Raw genomic sequence first — 20,350 nt, forward strand, 5'->3', positions numbered from 1 at the left:
ACCAGCCCCCCTTCTGGGTCCACGCCGCACTCTGGTTCCCCCTCATCCTCGCCGTCACACTCTGGCCCCTCCGCGCCATGAAATCACTCCTCATCAGCCTCCAGTTCCACCACAAAGCCGCAGAAGCCAGACCCGTCCACAAAAACCAATGACAAATACTCCAAGTCACCAAAAAGGCCGGTTTGAGCGGGCGCGAAGCGACATGGTTTTCGGGTGAAGCTCCGGATGTGCTTCGCTTGAAAATCTTTTGGAGTAGCCGTCGTTTGCGGCGGCTGTTTTTCTTTCTGCTGGTTTCCCCTTCACCGCGAAACCTTCTATGGTGAAGGGCTATCGCTCAATGGCGAAGCGATTCAATATCGATCCTTGGCACCCTATGCCGCCTCCGGAGGCCGGCTTGACGCACTATCTTTCGACCCGGGGCGAGACCCCCAAACTCGGGTTTTGCGATGTGATGCTATCCGGGCTGGCTCGCGACGGCGGTCTCTATGTACCTGAGGTCTGGCCGCAGTTGTCGCCCGATGCCATCGCGGACCTCTCCGGCCGGCCGTACTGGGAGGTGGCCGTCGAGGTCATCAGGCCTTTCATGGCCGGCGATATCTCTGATGCTGAGCTCGGCCGCATGGCGAACGAGGCCTATGCGACGTTCCGCCATCCGGCGGTGGTGCCGCTCGATCAGATCGGACCCAATCAGTTCATGCTGGAGCTGTTTCACGGCCCTACGCTCGCGTTCAAGGACGTGGCGATGCAGCTCCTGTCGCGGCTGATGGATCATGTGCTGGCGCAACGCGGTCAGCGAACCACTATCGTGGTGGCGACCTCTGGCGATACGGGCGGTGCCGCGGTCGACGCGTTCGCGGGCCGCGATAATGTCGATCTGATTGCGTTGTTTCCTGATGGCCGCATTTCCGACGTGCAGCGGCGCATGATGACCACGACAGACGCACCAAACGTTCACGCGCTCGCGGTCAAGGGCACCTTCGATGACTGTCAGGCGATCGTGAAGGGGCTGTTCAACAACCACCGCTTCCGCGACGAGGTCTCGCTTTCCGGCGTCAATTCGATCAACTGGGCGCGGATCGTTGCGCAGGTCGTGTATTATTTCACCTCGGCGGTCGCGCTCGGCGCGCCGACGCGCACCGTTGATTTTACCGTTCCGACCGGCAACTTCGGTGACATTTTCGCTGGCTACGTTGCGAAGAAGATGGGTTTGCCGGTGCGCTGCCTGCGCATCGCCGCCAATGTCAACGATATCCTGGCCCGCACCCTGAAGACCGGCATCTACGAGGTGCGCGAGGTTCACTCGACCACGTCGCCGTCGATGGATATCCAGGTGTCGTCGAACTTCGAGCGGCTGCTGTTCGAGGCGACCGGTCGCGACCCCGCGCAGGTGCGCGCGCTTATGTCGTCGTTGCAGCAGTCCGGCCGCTTCGTGCTGCCGGATTCCGTTCTGGCTGAAATCCGCTGTGATTTTGACGCCGGCAGTGCCGACGAGACCGAGACGGCGGCCGCGATTCGCACGGCGTGGCGCGAGGTCGGCGATCTCGTCGATCCGCATACCGCGGTGGCGCTCGCGACGGCCGACCGTGACACCTCCGATTCCCGCATTCCCAATATCGTGCTGGCGACGGCCCATGCCGCGAAATTTCCCGATGCGGTCGAGGCCGCCTGCGGCGTGCGGCCGCAATTGCCGGCGTGGCTCGACGGCTTGATGACTCGTCCCGAGCGGATCACTGTCGTGAACAACGATCAGGCGGAAATCGAGCGGTTCGTGCTATCCGTCAGCCGCGCCGCCAAGCAGGGAGTTGCGGGATGAGTGTCGAGGTGACAAAGCTGCCGTCCGGCCTCACGGTCGTCACCGACACTATGGCGCATCTGGAAACGGCCGCGCTCGGCGTCTGGACCGGAGTCGGGGGCCGCGACGAGAAGCCGAACGAGCACGGCATCTCTCACCTGCTCGAGCACATGGCATTCAAGGGAACGGCGACGCGCTCGGCGCGGGAGATCGCGGAGGAAATCGAGGCGGTCGGCGGCGATCTCAACGCGGCCACCAGCGTCGAGACCACAGCCTATTACGCGCGGGTGATGAAGGCGGACGTTCCGCTCGCGATCGAGGTGCTGAGCGACATCCTGTCCAATCCGAGCTTTGCCGCGGACGAGCTCGAACGCGAAAAGAGCGTCATCGAGCAGGAAATCGGCGCGGCGCAGGACATGCCGGATGACGTCGTGTTCGAGCATCTCAACGAACTCTGCTATCCCGACCAGCCGATGGGACGCACGCTGCTCGGTACGCCGGAGACGCTGAAACGGTTCAACCGCGACATGCTTCATGGCTATCTCACGACGCATTATCGGGGGCCGGACATGGTGGTGGCCGCCGCCGGGGCGGTCGACCACAAGACTGTCGTTGCCGAGGCCGAGCGTCGCTTTGCTAGCTTCGACGCAACGCCGGCGCCGAAGCCGCAAGCGGCGAAATTCGGCGAGGGCGGCTCCAGGGTCGTCCACCGTGACCTCGAGCAGGCGCATCTGACGCTGGCGCTGGAAGGATTGCCGCAGACGGACCCCTCGCTGTTTTCATTGCAAGTGTTCACCAATATTCTTGGCGGCGGGATGTCCTCGCGGTTGTTCCAGGAGGTCCGCGAGAAGCGCGGACTGTGCTATTCGATTTACGCCTTCCATGCACCCTATGCCGATACCGGGTTCTTTGGACTCTACACCGGCACCGATCCGAGCGATGCGCCTGAAATGATGGAAGTCGTTATCGACGTCATGAATGAGGCGGTCGAGACGCTGACCGAAGCCGAAATCGCGCGCGCGAAAGCGCAGATGAAAGCCGGTTTGCTGATGGCGCTGGAGAGTTGCAGCGCCCGCGTCGAACAACTGGCGCGTCACATGCTGGTCTACGGGCGGCCGCAGACGGTGCCCGAACTGATGGCCAGGATCGATGCCGTCGATGTCGAGTCGACCCGTGATGCGGCACGCAGCCTGCTCGCGCGCAGCCGCCCCGCAGTCGTCGCGCTCGGCAGCGGCAGGGGGCTCGACACAGCGGTGACTTTTGCCGAAGGATTGGCACGGTCCAAGGCCAGGATCGTGCTCCATTGACGCTCGATCACGATGGGTCAATCGATCCCTAAATCACGAACGTGATCGATTCCGATATCATAAGAAGCGAGATGCCGGCGGAAAACTGTTATACACTTTCCTCATCCCGCTCTGGTCCGCGAAGTGAATATCGGTTTTGCGAGCAGGATACGCGAATTTGCCGGGATGGAACTGGAAAATGCTCTATGGCGTTTTCAAGCGAAGTGGATGCCGGTTCGCGTAAAGAAAACGCGTCAAAACAAAAGCTGGAGCCCGGCTTTGATTCCATCAAAGCCGGAATATCTAAGGCTAAGGGCTGGCGGGTTCTGCGTCGAGGAACGCCATGGCTTTGTTTCGTCTGCCATCCAGCGCACCGTCGCTCATGCCGCGAGGAAGCGGCCTGTTGCTGCGTGCGCCCGAGGCGGCTGATTTTCAACAATGGGTGCAGCTTCGCGAATACAGCCGCGCCTATCTGACGCCATGGGAACCTATCTGGCCATCGGATGACCTGACCCGCGCCGGCTTCCGGCGACGACTGCGCCGTTACGCGGAGGATATCGCCGGCGACAGATCCTATCCATTCATTGTGCTGCGCGAATCCGATGGCGTCATGCTGGGCGGGGTCACGCTCGCCAATGTCCGGCGCGGCATCGTGCAGGCCGGCACCATCGGATACTGGATCGGCGAACCCTATGCGGGACGAGGCTATATGACCGCGGCGCTGCGGGTATTGCTGCCAACGTTGTTTGGCGAACTGAACCTGCATCGCATCGAGGCGGCCTGCATTCCCAGCAATGTGCCCTCGATACGGGTGCTGGAAAAGTGCGGCTTCACGCGCGAGGGGCTTGCGCGGCGCTATCTCTGCATCAACGGGATCTGGCAGGATCACCTGTTGTTTGGGATGCTGCACGAAGATTTCCACGACTGAGCCTCTCCGGATCGTGCGGATGCAGTTGCGAGTGCGCCGCATTCAGATCTGCGTGAACAGAACCGTCAGAACCGTGCAGACCCGTCTCACTTGACAGGAACCGGGCGGAGTGGGCGTTTTTGCGCCTTGGGATTTCCGTGATTGCCTTGCTATAAAGCCGCCGCGTGGAAACAACGATCGGACGGCGCGAAATGGCTCCTGTTGCGGATTCGACCGAAGCGCGTGGGCTGGCTGAAGCCGGGCGACCACGGCGCTTTCCGTTTCGTCTGGCGGTCGTGGCGACAGCATGCTGCATCGTCGCGGTTGCGCCGGCGCAATCGCAATCGCTTGGCGATCGTTTCAAGAGTCTGTTCGGCATCAGATCGCAGCCGGAGCGGGCGCCTGCATCGGGCGCGACGGCTTCGGCCCCTGACGATCTTACCTGTCCGCCCGTGACCATCCGCGCCGGCGCATCGACATACGCGGTCGGCCTGCCGGGCAAGACAGCGAGCGGCCCCGATCTCCGCTACCAGGCGATTATCGGCGAGACCGCGCGGGAATGCGATTACAACACCGACACGCATCAAATCGCGATCAAGGTAGGGATCCAGGGGCGTGTCATCGTGGGACCGGCCGGCGCGCCGCCGACGGTGGAGGTGCCGTTGCGCGTCGCGGTCGTCGAGGATGGCGTCTCCTCGAAAACCGTCGCCACCAAGGCCTATACGGTCACGGTGAACCTGTCGGGCGACCAAGGCGGAACCTATAGTTTTGTGTCGAGCGATATCGTCTATCCGGCGCCGCAAGGCGCGGCCGCCGATCGATATGTGTTTTATATCGGGTTCGATCCGCAGGCGCTGAAGCCTGAGCCGCGCTCGCGCGGCAAGCGAAGATAATCAGGTGCGCGATTGCAAGGTGAAAAAGTCTTCACGCGCGTCATGGCCGGGCGCCGTCCGGGCCATCCGCGTCTTTTGGACCTGCCGAATCGCCAGGACATGGAGGCCCGGCATAAAGCCGGGTATGAAGGTGGCCCGCCGAAGCAGCAGTAAGACATTGTTGCAGCTCTGGCCCTGTCGAGGCGCTCGCCCCTCACGCGCAAGAAAAAAGCCGCCGCAAAATAGTTTTGCGCCGGCTCCTCGTAGGATCTGAATAAAATCAGTTCAGCTTGGCGCGAACTTCGCTGACGCCCTTGGCAAGCAGGTCGTCGGCGACTTGTCCCTTCACCGACTTCGACAGGATGGCGGAGGCGGCGGCAACCGCTGCGTCTGCAGCGGCGGAGCGAACGTCCGCGACGGCCTGGGCTTCCGCCAACGCGATCTTGCTTTCCGCGGCCTTGGTGCGGCGCGCGACAAAATCTTCCATTTTGCCTTTTGCTTCGGCCGCAACGCGCTCGGCCTCGGCTTTTGCCGAGGCGATGATGTCCTGCGCCTCACGCTCGGCGCCGGCATGGCGGGCTCTGTAATCGGCGAGCAGCTTCGCGGCTTCGTCCTTCAGGCGTCGCGCGTCGTCGAGTTCGCTCTTGATGCGCGCGCTGCGGCGATCGAGCGCGGATAGCACTGTGCGGTGCACACCGACATAGGCGAAGACGCCCATCAGGATCAGGAAGGCTATGGCAACCCAGGTTTCCGGCTCGGCAAACATGGTTACGTCATCCCTTCATCGAGGCTTGGACGGCGCTGTCGACGAGGCTCCTGTCGGGCGCTGCGCCGGTCAGTTGCTGCACGATAGCCGTTGCGGCATCGCTTGCGATACCGCGGACGTTGCTCATCGCCGTCGCGCGCGTCGAGGCGATGGTCTTCTCGGCGTCGGCGAGCTTGGCTGATAGCCGTTCTTCGAGAGCCTTGCGTTCGGCGTCGGCCGCAGCGTTCAGCTTCTCACGGGTCTCGTTGCCGATCGCCTGAGCGCGGGCCCGCGCAGCCGCGAGTTCGGCCTCGTAAGCCTTGAGCGCAGTGTCGGACTCGTCCTTCAGTTTCCGCGCCTGAGCGAGATCGCTCTCGATTCGGTCCTGGCGGTCGTCGATGGTCTTGCGGACGCGCGGCAATGCCAGTCGCGACGAGATCAGATAGAGCGCAACGAACGCAATCGTCAGCGATACCAGTTGGGACGCAAACGTGTCCTTCTGGAACGGCGGAAACGGAGCCTTGTGGCCGCCGTCGGCTTCGGTGTGGGCCGCCGCGCCCTGTGCGTTGCCATGACTCTCAGCCACGGGCTTCTCCTCTGCGGTCGAGCGGGACCCGTTTTTCGGGTCCCGTCAGCCGGTCAGTGATCTTAAAGAGCGAACAGCAGCAGCAGCGCGATCAGCAGCGAGAAGATGCCGAGCGCTTCGGTCACCGCGAAGCCGAAGATCAGGTTGCCGAACTGGCCCTGGGCGGCCGAGGGATTGCGCACCGCCGCGGCAAGATAGTTGCCGAAGATGATGCCCACGCCGGCGCCGGCGCCACCCATGCCGATGCAGGCAATACCAGCGCCAATATACTTCGCGGCAATCGGATCCATAGAACAAACTCCTTGCTGAGGCTTGTGAGAGTGACTTTAAAGGTTGCGGAAACCGGCTAGTGACCGGGATGGATAGCATCGTTGATGTAGATGCAGGTGAGGATGGTGAAGACGTAGGCCTGAAGGAATGCGACCAGCAGTTCGAGCGCGGTGAGCGCCACCACCAGCGCAAGCGGGAGCACGGCGCCGAACACGCCGACGATGCCCATGGCTCCCAGCATGGTGACGAAGCTTGCGAACACCTTCAGCGTGATGTGGCCGGCCAGCATGTTCGCGAACAGACGCACACTGTGCGAAACAGGCCGCGACAGGAACGAGATCACCTCGATCGCCACCACCAGAGGCAGGATCACGACCGGAATGCCCGACGGCACGAACAGTTTGAAGAATCTCAGGCCGTTCCGGTAGAAGCCGTAGATCAGCACGGTGAAGAAGACGAGGAACGCCAGCGCGGCCGTGACGATGATGTGGCTCGAGATCGTGAAGGTGTAGGGGATGATGCCGACCAGATTGGAGACGGTCACCAGCATGAAGATCGAGAATACGAACGGGAAGAACTTCATCCCGTCCTTGCCGGCGGTAGTGCGGATGGTGTCGGCGACGAATTCGTAGCTGATCTCGGCGATCGACTGCATGCGGCCGGGCACGAGCTTGCGGCCGGTGGCCAGCATCAGAAGCGACGTCAGCGCCACGGCGAGCAGCATGTAGGCGGAGGAATTGGTGAAAGCGATTTCCTGCCCGCCGATATGGCCGATCGTGAAAATCTTCTCGATGTTGAACTGGTGGATCGGGTCCATCATCCGCGTGCAACTTTCAGTCTGCCGGCTGGCCGGCGTTCAAGCAACTCAGTCGTCTCGGCAACCATCCGTCATCGGTCAGTCTGCTCGGGAATCACGCCCGCCGACCGCATCACGTTGATCACGCCGGCCGCGAAGCCGAGCAGGAAAAACACGATCAGCCCCCAGGGCGAGGTCGACAGCAAGCGGTCGAATCCCCAGCCGATCACCGCTCCGACGGCAACGCCCGCGATCAACTCGGAGGATAGGCGGAAACCACGCGCCATCGCCGAGGCTCTGGCGGCTCCATCTCCGCTTCCATCTCCGGATTGGTCAGTCTCGTTCTTGCGGGCGCCGCGAAGTTGCGACAGCCGCCGATCGAGATTTCCGAGCCTTGCGGAAAGCGCAGCTTCGTCGGGAGCGGAATGCTCGCGATCCCCGTTCTCGCTGCTGTTCTTGTCCGTGCCGTCAGCCATGCTCTCGACACCCGACACAACGTCCGCGATCTCAGGAAATAACGCCCGCTACCCTCAAAAGCCGCGCGGACCATACTGACGGCCACAGGTCAAGTCAAGATTGTGTCGCAACCGGCTACATTATTGAATTAGCTGATTTTATTTCAAAAAATCAAACCGGCTGCGCCCAGTTGCCGCGCTGCGAAAGCCGGTTCGCGCTGGCGCTCGGCTCGCTAGGGTTCCGCCCTCGTGCGGTGAAGCCTGGATGTCGAACCAGCGCATCCCGCAGATCATGTCGGGGGCCGGCAGGCTGATTTCGCTTTGCCCGCCTCGCCGCATCGCGGTCGGAGGCCGAAAGGCATATTATAAGATACTGTAATGTCTACGGAAAAATTCAATGACCAGGCCTTCGCTCCGCGCGTTGCCCGTGGTTTGCGGCCGCAACAGACCCGAATCGCGATTGGCTGGTTGCGTTGAAATCGGACAAGTGGCGCTATAGTTCGAGAATGTCCCGACGCGCTCTGGTCCGCTGGCGGAGCGATCGGCATCGACGGAGCCAAGCATGAGCGCAGTCACGCAGCTTCCCGGATTGTTGCGGATTTTCGCGATCGCCGCGCCGCTCGTCTGTCTCGCCGCGCCGGCGCTGGCGCAGACGGCGCCGGACATGGAGAAGGGACGCTATACTCTCATGCCGATGAGCGGCGGCTTCGTCAGGTTGGATACCCAGACCGGCGTGGTCTCGCATTGCGCCGACAGGGGCAACGGCTGGGCGTGTTACGCGTTGCCTGAAGAACATGTCGCGCTCGACAAGGAAATCGGTCGGCTGCAGGCGGAAAACGAGAAGCTGAAGGCGCAACTTGCTGCGCCCGACTCCGCCCTCAGTGGCAAGGCGCAGAAGGCTTTTCCGAAGGCGGAATCATCGCGGCCCGGGGAGCCCGGCACCGCAGGGCCAAAAGCCGACGGACGGAAATCCGCTGACGCCAACCGCAACAGTATCGAGATTCCGTTGCCGAGCGATCGCGACATGGATCGCGTGATGTCGTTCGTCGAGCGCGCCTGGCGGCGACTGGTCGAGATGGCCGCTCGCGTCCAGCGCGAACAGTCCGGTGGAATCTGATCGGCGCTTCGATGCGACCTGCGCGCTGGAACTGTTACCCTGCGCGCGGCGATCGTGGCGCCCGTCGTTGGAACTCGACGCGCTGCGTCCGGTATAACGATCCCGCCGTTTGCAGCCGACCTTTACTTTCAAGGCTTCCAATCGGGGCGGATGGAGCATGCAACGCATATCGGCGCGTTAACTCGTTTACCTATTCGGCGGCATTGCGCCTTGCAAGACAGGTACGAGCAGGGGACAATCGGGATTTCGGGGAGCGCACCCCGCCTGTGACCCGCAGTGAACGTGAACGCCTGGCAAGCCCACGGATTCAATGACAGCATCAGACAGCACCCACATCGTGATCGCCGACGATCATCCCTTGTTCCGGGGCGCCTTGCGACAGGCGATTGCGAGCATCATGCCGGCGAAAATCGACGAAGCCGGCACGTTCGAGGAATTGACCGCGCGGCTGGAGCAGGACGCCGACATCGACCTGATCCTGCTTGATCTGTCGATGCCGGGGATCAGCGGTTTTTCCGGCCTGATCTATTTGCGCGCCCAGTATGCGGCGATTCCGGTGGTCGTCGTGTCGGCCAGTGACGACGTGGCGACGATCCGCCGTTCGATGGATTTCGGAGCGTCAGGATTCATTCCGAAGCGGCTGGGAATCGAAGCGCTGCGCCCTGCAATCTTCAAAGTCATCGAGGGCGATATCTGGGTTCCGCCTGACGTCGATCTCTCCGCGGCCGCCGATCCCGAGATGACGCGCTTGCGCGACCGGCTCGTCACGCTGACGCCGCAGCAGGTGCGCGTCCTGATGATGCTGTCCGAGGGGCTGCTCAACAAACAGATCGCCTACGAACTCAGCGTATCGGAGGCGACCATCAAGGCGCACGTCTCCGCGATCCTGCAAAAACTCGGTGTCGAAAGCCGCACCCAGGCGGTGATTGCCGCGGCGAAGATTGCCGGGGATCAGTGGCGTCAGAGCGAGCCGTCTGCAGGTTGATGACGCGATCGATAAATGAGCTCGACGCGATGTGACGGTCGACGAAGCGTTCAGTGCGTTTTCGAGCGAAGTGTGTGAAGACAGCGCGTCAAGCCAAAATCTTGGAACTCGCTTCTGATTCCATCAGAAGCGAAAGGCTTCGGTTTCTATTCGGCGGCGATCTGCTGGCTTCGCCATTGGCCGATCAGCGCCCGCAGCGAGGCCGGCTTCAGCGGCTTGTTGAGTACCGAAACCTGTTCGAGCTGCGCTGCCTGGCGAACGTGGGGGCTGCGGTCGGCCGTGATCAGGATCGCCGGAATGGTCGCGCCGAATCTCCGCCGGATCTCCCGGATCGTGGCGATGCCGTTGCCGCGGTCCAGATGATAATCCACCAGCAGACCGGTGATGCGCCCGCCGGCGCCTTCGATCGCTGTGATTGCCGCGTCGGGTTCGACCTCGGCGATCACCCGCGCATCCCATGACGTCAGCAGCGTCTTCATGCCGTCGAGAATCGCCGGATCGTTTTCGATGCAGACGATCAGGGCTCCGCTCATCGGAGCGTGTGACAGCGGCGTGCTGCTGGTCACCGCGGTGGTATGGTTGGTCTGATTGATGGCGGGTGCGAGCGGAACCGTGACGGAGAACACCGAGCCGCCGCTGCGGTTCGAGTCCAGCGCGATGTTGTGATCCAGCACGCGCGCCAGCCGCTGGACGATCGACAGACCAAGCCCGAGGCCACGCGCGATGCGCGCTCCCTGCTCGAGCCGATGAAATTCCTTGAATATCTCACCGCGCTTGAGGACGGGGATTCCGACGCCGGTGTCGTAGACGTCGATGCGCAGCGATTTGCCGAGACGGCGGCATCCGATCAGCACGCGGCCCTGCGGCGTGTATTTGATGGCGTTCGAGATCAGGTTCTGCAGCAACCGTCGCAGCAGCAGCCGGTCGGATGCGATCGGCAGCGAGCACGGCACGAATGTCAGTTGGACCTGCTTCGCCCGCGCGATCGGAACGAACTCGATTTCGAGCGAGCGCATCAGATCGCCGACGCGGAAACTCGTGATCGATGTCGTAATGGCGCCGGCGTCGAGCCGCGAGATATCGAGCAACGCTCCCAGAATCTCCTCGATGGCTTCAAGTGAATCGTCGATGTTCTGAACGAGCCTGGAATCCTCGCCGCCGGTCTGCCGCTCCACCAGGCTCGTGACATAAAGCCGAGCAGCATTGAGGGGCTGCAGGATATCGTGGCCGGCTGCCGCCAGGAACCGGGTCTTGGAGTTGTTGGCGTCCTCTGCATTACTCTTCGCCCGCGCAAGTTCCGAGTTCAGACGGGTCAGTTCCTCGGTGCGGTCGCGCACGCGCTTTTCCAGCGTCGCATTGGCGCGTTCCAGAGCCTCGGCGGCCTCGAAACTCGGCGTCACGTCGGAGAAGGTAACCACCAGACCGCCGTCCGGCATCCGGTTGGCGCGGACCTCGATCACGATGTTGCGGTCGGGAAGCCTCTCCAGATAAGGCTTCCCCTCGGTCGTATAGGCGGTCAGCCGGGCCTGCTTCGCAGCCTCGTGATCGACTGGAGAGCGATCGATGGCGCCCAGAAAGTCGAGAATCTCGGTCAGCGGAATCCCGATCTGAATGGCCTGGGGCGGCAGTCCAAGAATGTTTCCGAATTGCCGGTTCGAGCAGATGAGGTGCAGATCGGCGTCGAATACCGCGATTCCCTGCCGCACATGGTTCAGCGCGGTCTGCAGCATCTCGCGGTTGAAATGGAGCGCCGCATGTGCGTCGTCGAGCAGCTTCAAGGCTGCTTTCGCCGACACCGTGCGACGCCGGAGCAATTGCGACATCACCAGCCGCGACGATGCCGCGCCGATCGACGATGCGATCAGATATTCCGCGTGCTGCAACAATTCGAAAGCGGCCGGCGCTGTCGGATCGAGGTTGAGGCGCCGCATGGCGGCGAACTCCTCAATGGATTGCCGGGCGCGGTTGGGACCAAGATACTGCGCCACGGCATCCAAAATGTCCTGCACCGTCACCGTCGACCGCCAGCGTCCGAACGGAGGAGGCAGCGGCGCGGCATTGGGCGCGAAAATTTCCGCCTGCAGCCGCTCGATCGAGGACGGCCGCCGCGTCAGCGACAGCGCGACATAAGTCAGGATATTCAGCGAAAGACTCCACAGCACGCCGTGCATGAGCGGGGGCAGGTTGATGCCAAACAGCGCCTGCGGTTTCAGTTCGGCGATGCCAAACGGACCATGCTGCAGCAGCGACATGCCGATGGCGCTTCCGTTGAGAAAGCTGGGAAGAAACAGCGTATAGGCCCAGACCGCAAAACCGGTGAGCATGCCGCCCATCGCGCCGCGCGCTGTCGCCTGCCGCCAGACCATTCCTCCGAGAAACGCCGGGGCGAGCTGCGCGATGGCGGCGAACGACAATAGCCCGATCGCGGCGAGCTGTGCGCTGCCGAGCGCGCGATAATACAGATACGCCATGATCATGATGGCGAAGATCGCAAGACGACGCGTCTTGAGCAGGAAGTTGCCGAAGTCCCGGCGTCCGCCGCGGGAGGTCGGGCTGCGCTGCAGCACCAGCGGCACCACGATGTCGTTTGACACCATGATCGCCAGCGCGACGCATTCGACGATCACCATCGCGGTGCCCGCTGAAAGTCCTCCGATGAACACCGCGATGCTGAGCAGTCTCGACTGGCCCTCGATCGGCAATGCCAGCACATACATATCGCTGTCGATAATGCCGAACGGAAAAGTGACGAGACCGGCGAGCGCGATCGGGACGACGAAGATGTTGATGGCAATCAGGTAGAGCGGAAACAGCCAGCGCGCCCGGGCGACCTCGGCGTCGCTGGAATTCTCCACAACGCTGACGTGGAATTGCCGGGGCAAAAGCATGATCGCGAGAAACGACAGCAGCGTCATGGTGAGGAAGTTGCCGATCGAGGGGGTGTGCTCGATGGCCCGCACCGCCTCAGGCGAATTCATCGCGGCCTGGATCAGGCCGACGGGACTGAACATCCAGAATGTGACGAAGGCGCCGACGGCGAGAAACGCCACCAGCTTGACAATGGACTCGGTCGCGATCGCCAGCATCAGTCCGTGCTGATGCTCGGTCGCATCGGTCTGCCGGGTTCCGAACAGCACCGCGAACAGAGCAAGCGCGATCGTCACGAGCAGCGCGATGTCGCTGATGACAGGAATTCGGGCGATCGCCTGATCGTCGATCAGGATGGTCCCCAGCGATGAGGCGACCGCCTTGAGTTGAAGCGCGATATAGGGGACTGAGCCGATCATCGCGATGACGGCGACCGTCGCCGCGACCGCCTGGCTCTTGCCGTAGCGCGCGGCGATGAAGTCGGCGACCGACGTGATGTTCTGCGATTTCGCCAACTGGATGATCCGCCGCAAGAGCGGCGTGCAGAATGCGATCAGCAGGATCGGACCGATATAGATCGCGAGGAACTCGAGCCCGGTGCGGGTCGCGAGGCCGACCGAACCGAAAAAGGTCCATGACGTGCAGTACACCGCCAGCGACAGCGGATAGATCAGCCGGCTGGTGCCGCCCCGGGCAAACCTGGAGTCCCGGTCGCCATAGCTCGCGACCAGGAACAGGAAGCCGATATAGCCGATGGCGGCGGCGATCACGCCCCAGTCGTGCAGCATTGCGGGTGGCTCCTCCGACAGGCGCTGCCCTGGACCTTGCCCGAGATCGAGCGGGCCGATTCTAACATATGAACCGTGGTGCGAACGTCAGAATCCAGAGAAAGGCCGCGTACTAACGTTATGCGACGCCTTCGCGGTCATGATTTGCGCACCGGAGCGAATCAGCTTATACACGTATAAGTTGTGTAACTCGCTTAACTCTCTAGGCCGAATAGCGGCTTGGTGTCGATTGGAATCAGATTTGTTTCCGTTTCTGGCTTCGGAAGCGTGTCGCGGTTCGCCCGCATCCCGCTCTGACATGTTGCAATCGATCACATCGCGCTCCCGGATCTGTTCGCTCCAGGATCGCTGTGATCCAGTGAGAGGGTCGCGGATGGGCCAGCTTCTGTCGTTCGTTCCGGAAGTGCCGGTTTTCATCGTCGATGACGATTCATCGGTGCGGGACGCTTTGGTTCTTCTTTTGAAGATCGAGGGTTATGCCCCGCAATGCTTTGGCGACGGAGCCTCGTTCTTCGAGGCGGTTCAGAATGTCTCGCCCGCCTGCGTGATTCTCGACCTGCATCTTCCCGGCGAATCCGGATTCGAGATCCTGCGCAAACTGGCGGCTGAACGGCTTGCCGCGCCGGTCCTCGTGATCTCCGGTGTGGCCGACATCGCGACCGCAGTCGAAGCCATGAAATATGGTGCGCTGGATTTTCTGGAGAAGCCGTTTTCCTCGGATACGATCGTCGGCCGGGTTCGTGCCGCGGTGAAGGTGTGGCGCGAGGCACGGGGTGGCGAGATCGACGGTCTTGCCAATTTTCCCGGCCGTCATCTGTTGACCTGCCGGGAGCGCGAGGTCCTCTGCCAGGTCGCCAGGGGAGCCTCGAACAAGGAAGCGGGGCGCAGACTCGGCATCAGTCCGCGCACGGTCGAGGTTCATCGCGCCCGCATCATGGACAAGCTAGGCGCCAGAAATGCAGCGGATCTGATTCGGATCGTATTGTCGGAAGCGAGCACGCGGAGGCGGTTGTCCGCCTCATAAAGAGCTTTGCGTTTTGATCGATAGGCCGGGCATTGCTGCTCAAACAACGGCGTTGTTCGCTCGCCTATGTCCCGACCATATCAGTCGTCTTTTGCCGGGCTCGCGCAGATCGCTAGCTATTCGGCCGCCAGCGATTTCGCCTGCAACGGCAGGCCGAGTTTTTCCCAAACTTGCACCAGAGCTTCGGCCAGCTGATCGATCAGCGCGTCCTCGTGATAGGGCGAAGGCGTGATCCGCAGCCGCTCCATTCCCTTGGGGACCGTCGGATAATTGATCGGCTGAATATAGATGCCGTAATCATGCAGCAGCATGTCGGAGGCCTGCTTGCAGCGTTCGGGATCGCTGACCAGGACCGGAACGATGTGGGTCGAGGTCACCATCACCGGCAGACCTGCCGCGATCAGGCTCGCCTTGGTGCGCGCCGCGCGTTCCTGATGGCGTTCACGCTCCCAGCCTGATGACTTGAGGTGCCGGATCGCTGCGGTCGCGGCCGAGCAGATCGCGGGCGGCAGCGAGGTGGTGAAGATAAATCCCGGCGCATAGGAACGCACGGCGTCGATAATTTCGGATTTGCCGGCGATATAGCCGCCGAGGCAGCCGAATGCCTTGGCCAGCGTGCCTTCAAGGACATCGATGCGATTCATGACGCCGTCGCGCTCGGCGATGCCGGCGCCGCGCGGCCCATACATGCCGACCGCGTGCACTTCGTCGACATAGGTCATCGCGCCATAGCGCTCGGCGAGATCGCAGATCTTCGAAAGCGGCCCGATATCGCCGTCCATGGAATAAAGGCTCTCGCAAGCGATCAGCTTCGGACGATCGGGATCGGCTGCGCGCAGCAATTCTTCGAGATGAACGACGTCGTTATGGCGGAATACGACGCGCTCGCAGCCCGATTGCCGGATGCCTTCAATCATCGAATTGTGGTTGAGTGCGTCGGACAGGATCAGGCAGTTCGGAATGAGCTTCGCAAGCGTCGAAATACCGGTCTGGTTCGAGACATAACCAGACGTGAATACGAGCGCCGACGGCTTGCCGTGCAGATCGGCGAGTTCCTGCTCAAGCTGCACCAGCGGATGGTGGGTTCCGGCGATATTGCGGGTTCCGCCAGCACCGGTGCCGACACGGGTCGCGGTCTCGACCATCGCGCCTACGACCTTCGGGTGCTGACCCATGCCGAGATAATCGTTGGAACACCAGATAACGACGTTGCGCGGTCCATCGGAGGTGTGCAACGTGGCGTGGGGAAACCGGCCGGCCACACGCTCAAGATCAGCGAAAACACGATAGCGCCGCTCGTTATGAAGGCGATCAAGCGCGTTACTGAAGAACTTGCTATAATCCATGACTACATCCGGAAAGAAGCCCGGGACGCCGGACCGATCAAAACCTTTTTAGAGCCTTTCCAGCCGGGCTGTCGAGACGGAATTCGCTAATACGGCGGTTTGAGGGTTAAAAATCGCCGTTCATTTGCTCCAGCGCAAATGAGGACCGGTTGGCTGGCGTCTTCTCCGCACGCCTGGCCCCACACAGCAACCCTTGACGTCCGGAGAGCGAGCTGCTCGGCAACCGGTCCGATCAGTGAGGCTGAACGGCGGCCTTGGCACCGTCCAGCGGCGAGCGGATGCCCAGGCGATCGAGCAGCGCGGCGTCGCGCGCGGTCTGCGGATTTTTTGTGGTCAGCAGGACGTCGCCGATGAAAATCGAATTGGCGCCGGCCAGAAAGCACAGCGCCTGCAGTTCGTCGGTCATGTACTGGCGTCCCGCCGACAGTCGCACCACGCTCTTCGGCATCATGATCCGCGCCACCGCGATCATGCGGACCAGCGCGATCGGATCGGGTCGCTCGGCCGTGGCGTTGACGGGCACCGCCTCGACTTCATTCCACATATTGATCGGGACGCTTTCAGGGTGCGCCGGCAGATTGGCCAGCAGCATCAACATGCCGAGACGGTCCCCCGCCTGTTCTCCCATGCCGATGATGCCGCCGCAGCAGACCTTGAGCCCGGCGTCGCGCGCATGGGCGAGCGTGTCGATGCGATCCTGCATCGTGCGCGTGGTGATGATCCTGCCGTAGAATTCCGGCGAGGTGTCGACATTATGGTTGTAGAAATCGAGTCCGGCCGCATGCAGTCGCCGGGCCTGATCGGGCGTGAGCGTGCCCAGCGTCGCACAGGTCTCCAGGCCGAGCTCCTTGACGGCGCTGACCATGTCGCAGACCCGGTCGAGATCGCGCTCCTTCGGACTGCGCCACGCAGCTGCCATGCAGAAGCGGCTTGCGCCTGCGTCCCTTGCCCGCCGCGCGGTTTCGACGACCGCGTGCTTATCCATCAACTTGGTGGCTTTGACGCCGGCGTCGTAATGCGCGCTCTGCGCACAGTAGCCGCAGTCCTCCGGACAGCCGCCGGTCTTGATGCTGAGCAGGCTTGCGGTCTCGACCTGATTGGGATCGAAATTGCAGCGATGGACGGTCTGCGCCCGGAAGATCAGATCCGGGAAAGGGACATTATAAAGTGTCTCGATCTCGGATCGCGTCCAGTCGTGGCGTAACCGCGAGGACGCATTATCGCCGCTGTCGAACGAAACCGGTGCTGCATCCATATCGTCACGATCCTGTTTGCCGCGTTACGCCAGAAGTGCTTATAGCGTTTTCAAGCGAAGTGAATACCGGTTCGCGTGAAGAAAACGCGTCCAAACAGAGGCGGGAGCCCGGCTTTGACTTCATCAAAGCCGGAACAGCTCCAGGCAAAGCCTCCGCGGCGCGACGATACCACGGTGCCCCGCCCAATTCGAATGAGGCCTTTGGTTTATCGGAAGCCGAAATGTTCGCGTAGCGCAAACAAAAAGGCCGGCACCATGGTGCCGGCCTTCTCTATTTCGAAACCCTCAGGACTCAGGAGTAATCAGTATCCCGGGGCAAGCGGAGCGGTCGGGGCGCCCCAGTTGAAGCGGTAGTTCAGGCCGACCTTGATGGTGTGCTCGTCGTTGCGGAAGCTGAAGGCCGGAACCGTGAGAACGTTCACAGTACCAAAGTCATAGTACTGGTATTCGATCTTGCCCGACCAGTTCTGGGTGAACAGGTATTCGAGGCCGCCGCCGACGGTGTAACCATCACGGCCACCGTTGCCGCTGAAGCCGTTGGTGAAGCGCGAGTCGGCCCAGCCGTAGCCGCCCTTGACGTACAGCAGCGCCGGACCCCAGGTGTAGCCGAGGCGGCCGGTCACCGAGCCGAGACCACGATTGGCGAACGAGCTGCCGGTGTCGAGGAAGCTATAGTTGGCTTCCAGGCCGAAGACCCAGTTCGGCGAGAACTGCGTGTCGTAGCCGACCTGCACACCGCCCATGAACACGCCGTCGTTGTTATTGAAGAAACCGGGCGCGAGGACGTTGTTGTCGCCGCCGAATGCGCCGCCGACATGACCGCCGATGTAGAAGCCGGTCCAGTTGTAGATTGGCGCAGGTGTATAGGCCGGAGCCTTGGTGTACGGCCGGGCGGCAAGATCGGCGGCTTGTGCCGGCACGATCGCGCTAAGGCCAATGATTGCCACAGAGGCGAGCAGAATCTTTTTCATTATATGTTCTCCAGGAATTCGATATCCGAAGCAACCGTTGGTCGGCCCCGTCATTCGGACCCTAAAACGATTCTGAGCAAAAAGCTGTCACTGAGAGGACACACTCGGGAGGTTCGTAAGCTGTTGGGGAACCACGGAACTTGTTGCCTAATACGGCCTTAATCAAAACTAAATGATGCCTTAATCGGCAGGTGGTTTCGCACACGAGAAAGTTGCAATATTCTCGGGAAAATCTTTTTCTAACCAGAATTCGAAGGCTTCTCATGCCGAGTGGCAGGCATCCACGAAAAAATGGTGCTGCCAGACAGGATTGAACTGTCGACCTCTCCATTACCAATGGAGTGCTCTACCACTGAGCTACGGCAGCAAGCCCACCTGCGGGGAATCAGCTTTAAAAAGGCCCGCAAGGCGGGCCGATCCTTGCCACAAGGCCGGAAGGCGCGCAAGCCGACAAGAATGAGGTATCGTCGCCGGCCGGCAACCTCTGTTGCGGCAAGGGCGGTAGCGTATATGTTGCGGTCGTCGTTCCACCGACACCGGCGAATCGGACCGGGCATGCCCGGACACGCAAGCCAAGGGACGTCATGAGCGAAAAACCGGATAGGGATCGCAACGGAGGAGATGCGGGGCGCGAGATGCGGCTGCGCGCTGCGCTGCGTGAAAACCTCAAGCGGCGGAAATTGCAGTCCCGTGGCCGCGCCGATCAGGCCCCTGCCGCCGATCGATCTGATTCGGAATGCCGGGACGAGTGATTGAAGATCATCGTCTGGGGGCGCGGCTCGACGAAGCTTCCTTCAAAGGCCGGATGATGCTGGGGATTTCGTTCTAAGCTCCTCAAATCGCCTTAATTTTCCATGTTTTGGAGCGCCGGGCGATTTCCCCTATACTTCAAGACACGAAAAACAGGAATCGGCATGGATCGCATTCGCATCGTCGGCGGCAACAAGCTCAATGGCACCATTCCGATTTCCGGCGCAAAGAATGCGGCGTTGCCGTTGATGATCGCGGCGCTTTTGACCGAGGAGACGCTGATCCTCGACAACGTGCCGCGGCTTGCCGACGTCGCGCAACTGCAGCGCATCCTTGGCAATCACGGCGTCGATATCATGTCGGCGGGCAAGCGGCCCGGCGATCACGAATATCAGGGACAGACCCTGCACATTTCGGCCGCCGACGTCATCGACACCACGGCGCCGTACGAACTGGTCTCCCGGATGCGGGCGAGTTTCTGGGTGATCGCCCCACTCCTGGCGCGGATGCATGAGGCGAAGGTGTCGCTGCCGGGCGGTTGCGCCATCGGCACCCGCCCCGTTGACCTCCTGATCGTCGCGCTGGAAAATCTCGGCGCCGAGATTTCGATCGACGGCGGTTATGTGATCGCGAAGGCGCCCGGCGGCCTCCGGGGGGGCGAGGTGGATTTCCCCAAGGTGACCGTGAGCGGCACCCACGTCGCGCTGATGGCTGCGACGCTGGCGAAGGGCACCACCGTCATCACCAACGCCGCCTGCGAGCCAGAGATCGCCGATGTCGCCGACTGCCTCAATAAAATGGGCGCGCGAATTTCCGGCGCGGGCACGCCGCGGATCGTCATCGAAGGCGTCGGTAAGCTCGGCGGCGCGCGGCACACCGTGCTGCCCGATCGGATCGAGACCGGCACCTATGCGATGGCGGTGGCCATGACCGGCGGCGAGGTTCTGCTGCGCGGCGCGCGCCCCGAACTGCTGCAATCAGCGCTTGACGTGCTGGGCGAGGCAGGCGTTGTCGTCACGCCGAATAATGAAGGCATACGGGTGGCTCGCAACGGCGCCGGCATCAATCCGGTGACGGTCTCCACCGCACCGTTCCCCGGTTTTCCGACCGACCTTCAGGCCCAATTGATGGCGCTCATGACGCGCGCCAAGGGTTCGTCCCGCATCACCGAGACCATCTTCGAAAACCGCTTCATGCACGTGCAGGAGCTGGCGCGATTCGGGGCGCGCATTCATCTCGACGGCGAGACCGCCACCATCGAGGGCATCGGGACGCTGCGCGGCGCGCCGGTGATGGCGACGGACTTGCGCGCCTCGGTGTCGCTGGTGATTGCGGGGCTCGCCGCCGAAGGCGAGACCATGGTCAACCGCGTCTACCATCTCGATCGCGGCTTCGAGCACCTGGAGAGAAAACTGTCGGCGTGCGGCGCCTCGATCGAACGGATCCGGGACTGAAGGGGGCGCCCGTGGCATCCGGAGCCGGGTTGCAATTTATAGGTTCGTCCGCTGCCACGAAGGGTTGACGGCGATTTGGGGTC

At 62.0% G+C, this 20,350-nt stretch carries 18 protein-coding genes and 1 tRNA gene; 9 read left to right on the top strand and 10 right to left on the bottom strand.

Features of this window, described 5'->3' with window-relative positions:
• From ACS3WB_RS11070 to ACS3WB_RS11090, 5 genes are all read left to right on the top strand, one after another.
• A partial coding sequence (locus ACS3WB_RS11070) for a DUF983 domain-containing protein (protein WP_438275694.1) occupies positions 1-152 on the top strand: 152 nt, incomplete at its 5' end.
• Positions 153-394: 242 nt separating this feature from the next.
• On the top strand, positions 395-1,813 hold the full coding sequence (thrC, locus tag ACS3WB_RS11075; protein ID WP_438275616.1) for a threonine synthase: 1,419 nt from the start codon (positions 395-397) through the stop codon (positions 1,811-1,813).
• Entirely contained in the window at positions 1,810-3,099 is a 1,290-nt protein-coding gene (locus tag ACS3WB_RS11080; RefSeq protein WP_438275617.1) for a M16 family metallopeptidase, read from the top strand. The genes thrC and ACS3WB_RS11080 overlap by 4 nt, the downstream gene beginning before the upstream one ends.
• Positions 3,100-3,421: 322 nt before the next feature.
• Positions 3,422-4,006 carry a GNAT family N-acetyltransferase gene (locus ACS3WB_RS11085; RefSeq protein ID WP_438275618.1) on the top strand — a complete coding sequence of 195 codons (585 nt, stop codon included), beginning with the start codon at positions 3,422-3,424 and terminating at the stop codon, positions 4,004-4,006.
• Between the two features lie 191 nt (positions 4,007-4,197).
• Entirely contained in the window at positions 4,198-4,878 is a 681-nt protein-coding gene (locus ACS3WB_RS11090; RefSeq protein ID WP_438275619.1) for a hypothetical protein, read from the top strand.
• A 259-nt stretch (positions 4,879-5,137) separates the two neighbouring features.
• On the opposite strand, the gene ACS3WB_RS11095 is transcribed toward ACS3WB_RS11090, so the two are convergent.
• The 5 genes from ACS3WB_RS11095 to ACS3WB_RS11115 all read right to left on the bottom strand — a co-directional run bounded on the left by ACS3WB_RS11095 (position 5,138) and on the right by ACS3WB_RS11115 (position 7,730).
• On the bottom strand, positions 5,138-5,623 hold the full coding sequence (locus tag ACS3WB_RS11095; RefSeq protein WP_438275620.1) for a F0F1 ATP synthase subunit B family protein: 486 nt from the start codon (positions 5,621-5,623) through the stop codon (positions 5,138-5,140).
• A gap of 7 nt (positions 5,624-5,630) precedes the next feature.
• Positions 5,631-6,188: a F0F1 ATP synthase subunit B family protein gene (locus tag ACS3WB_RS11100; RefSeq protein WP_438275621.1), complete on the bottom strand. Its 558-nt coding sequence runs from the start codon at positions 6,186-6,188 to the stop codon at positions 5,631-5,633.
• Between the two features lie 62 nt (positions 6,189-6,250).
• The gene (locus ACS3WB_RS11105; protein ID WP_009796340.1) at positions 6,251-6,478 is read right to left on the bottom strand and encodes a F0F1 ATP synthase subunit C; all 228 of its coding nucleotides are present in this window, start codon (positions 6,476-6,478) and stop codon (positions 6,251-6,253) included.
• A gap of 56 nt (positions 6,479-6,534) precedes the next feature.
• Positions 6,535-7,278 carry a F0F1 ATP synthase subunit A gene (locus tag ACS3WB_RS11110; protein WP_438275622.1) on the bottom strand — a complete coding sequence of 248 codons (744 nt, stop codon included), beginning with the start codon at positions 7,276-7,278 and terminating at the stop codon, positions 6,535-6,537.
• A 68-nt stretch (positions 7,279-7,346) separates the two neighbouring features.
• Positions 7,347-7,730 carry an AtpZ/AtpI family protein gene (locus tag ACS3WB_RS11115; RefSeq protein ID WP_438275623.1) on the bottom strand — a complete coding sequence of 128 codons (384 nt, stop codon included), beginning with the start codon at positions 7,728-7,730 and terminating at the stop codon, positions 7,347-7,349.
• A gap of 541 nt (positions 7,731-8,271) precedes the next feature.
• Here ACS3WB_RS11115 and ACS3WB_RS11120 point away from each other — a divergent pair.
• Entirely contained in the window at positions 8,272-8,826 is a 555-nt protein-coding gene (locus ACS3WB_RS11120; protein WP_438275624.1) for a hypothetical protein, read from the top strand.
• Positions 8,827-9,136: 310 nt separating this feature from the next.
• The gene (locus ACS3WB_RS11125; protein WP_438275625.1) at positions 9,137-9,811 is read left to right on the top strand and encodes a response regulator transcription factor; all 675 of its coding nucleotides are present in this window, start codon (positions 9,137-9,139) and stop codon (positions 9,809-9,811) included.
• Positions 9,812-9,957: 146 nt separating this feature from the next.
• Here the strand turns inward: ACS3WB_RS11125 and ACS3WB_RS11130 are convergent, their stop codons facing one another.
• A complete protein-coding gene (locus ACS3WB_RS11130) occupies positions 9,958-13,467 on the bottom strand; it encodes a hybrid sensor histidine kinase/response regulator (RefSeq protein ID WP_438275626.1) in 3,510 nt (1,169 codons plus the stop codon).
• Between the two features lie 373 nt (positions 13,468-13,840).
• Between ACS3WB_RS11130 and ACS3WB_RS11135 the strand changes: the two genes are divergently transcribed.
• Positions 13,841-14,491, top strand: a complete 651-nt coding sequence (locus ACS3WB_RS11135) for a response regulator transcription factor (RefSeq protein WP_438275627.1) — start codon at positions 13,841-13,843, stop codon at positions 14,489-14,491.
• A gap of 116 nt (positions 14,492-14,607) precedes the next feature.
• Here the strand turns inward: ACS3WB_RS11135 and hemA are convergent, their stop codons facing one another.
• From hemA to ACS3WB_RS11155, 4 genes are all read right to left on the bottom strand, one after another.
• Complete coding sequence (gene hemA / locus ACS3WB_RS11140) at positions 14,608-15,837, bottom strand: 5-aminolevulinate synthase (RefSeq protein ID WP_438275628.1); 1,230 nt, start codon at positions 15,835-15,837, stop codon at positions 14,608-14,610.
• Positions 15,838-16,069: 232 nt separating this feature from the next.
• The gene (gene bioB, locus ACS3WB_RS11145) at positions 16,070-17,092 is read right to left on the bottom strand and encodes a biotin synthase BioB (RefSeq protein ID WP_438275629.1); all 1,023 of its coding nucleotides are present in this window, start codon (positions 17,090-17,092) and stop codon (positions 16,070-16,072) included.
• A gap of 302 nt (positions 17,093-17,394) precedes the next feature.
• Positions 17,395-18,063: an outer membrane protein gene (locus tag ACS3WB_RS11150; RefSeq protein WP_438275630.1), complete on the bottom strand. Its 669-nt coding sequence runs from the start codon at positions 18,061-18,063 to the stop codon at positions 17,395-17,397.
• Positions 18,064-18,355: 292 nt separating this feature from the next.
• Positions 18,356-18,430, bottom strand: a tRNA-Thr gene (locus tag ACS3WB_RS11155).
• A 547-nt stretch (positions 18,431-18,977) separates the two neighbouring features.
• Between ACS3WB_RS11155 and murA the strand changes: the two genes are divergently transcribed.
• Positions 18,978-20,267, top strand: a complete 1,290-nt coding sequence (gene murA, locus ACS3WB_RS11160) for a UDP-N-acetylglucosamine 1-carboxyvinyltransferase (protein WP_438275631.1) — start codon at positions 18,978-18,980, stop codon at positions 20,265-20,267.
• The last annotated feature ends 83 nt before the right edge of the window (positions 20,268-20,350 follow it).

This window comes from Nitrobacter sp., assembly GCF_051535215.1.
Classification (GTDB): domain Bacteria; phylum Pseudomonadota; class Alphaproteobacteria; order Rhizobiales; family Xanthobacteraceae; genus Nitrobacter.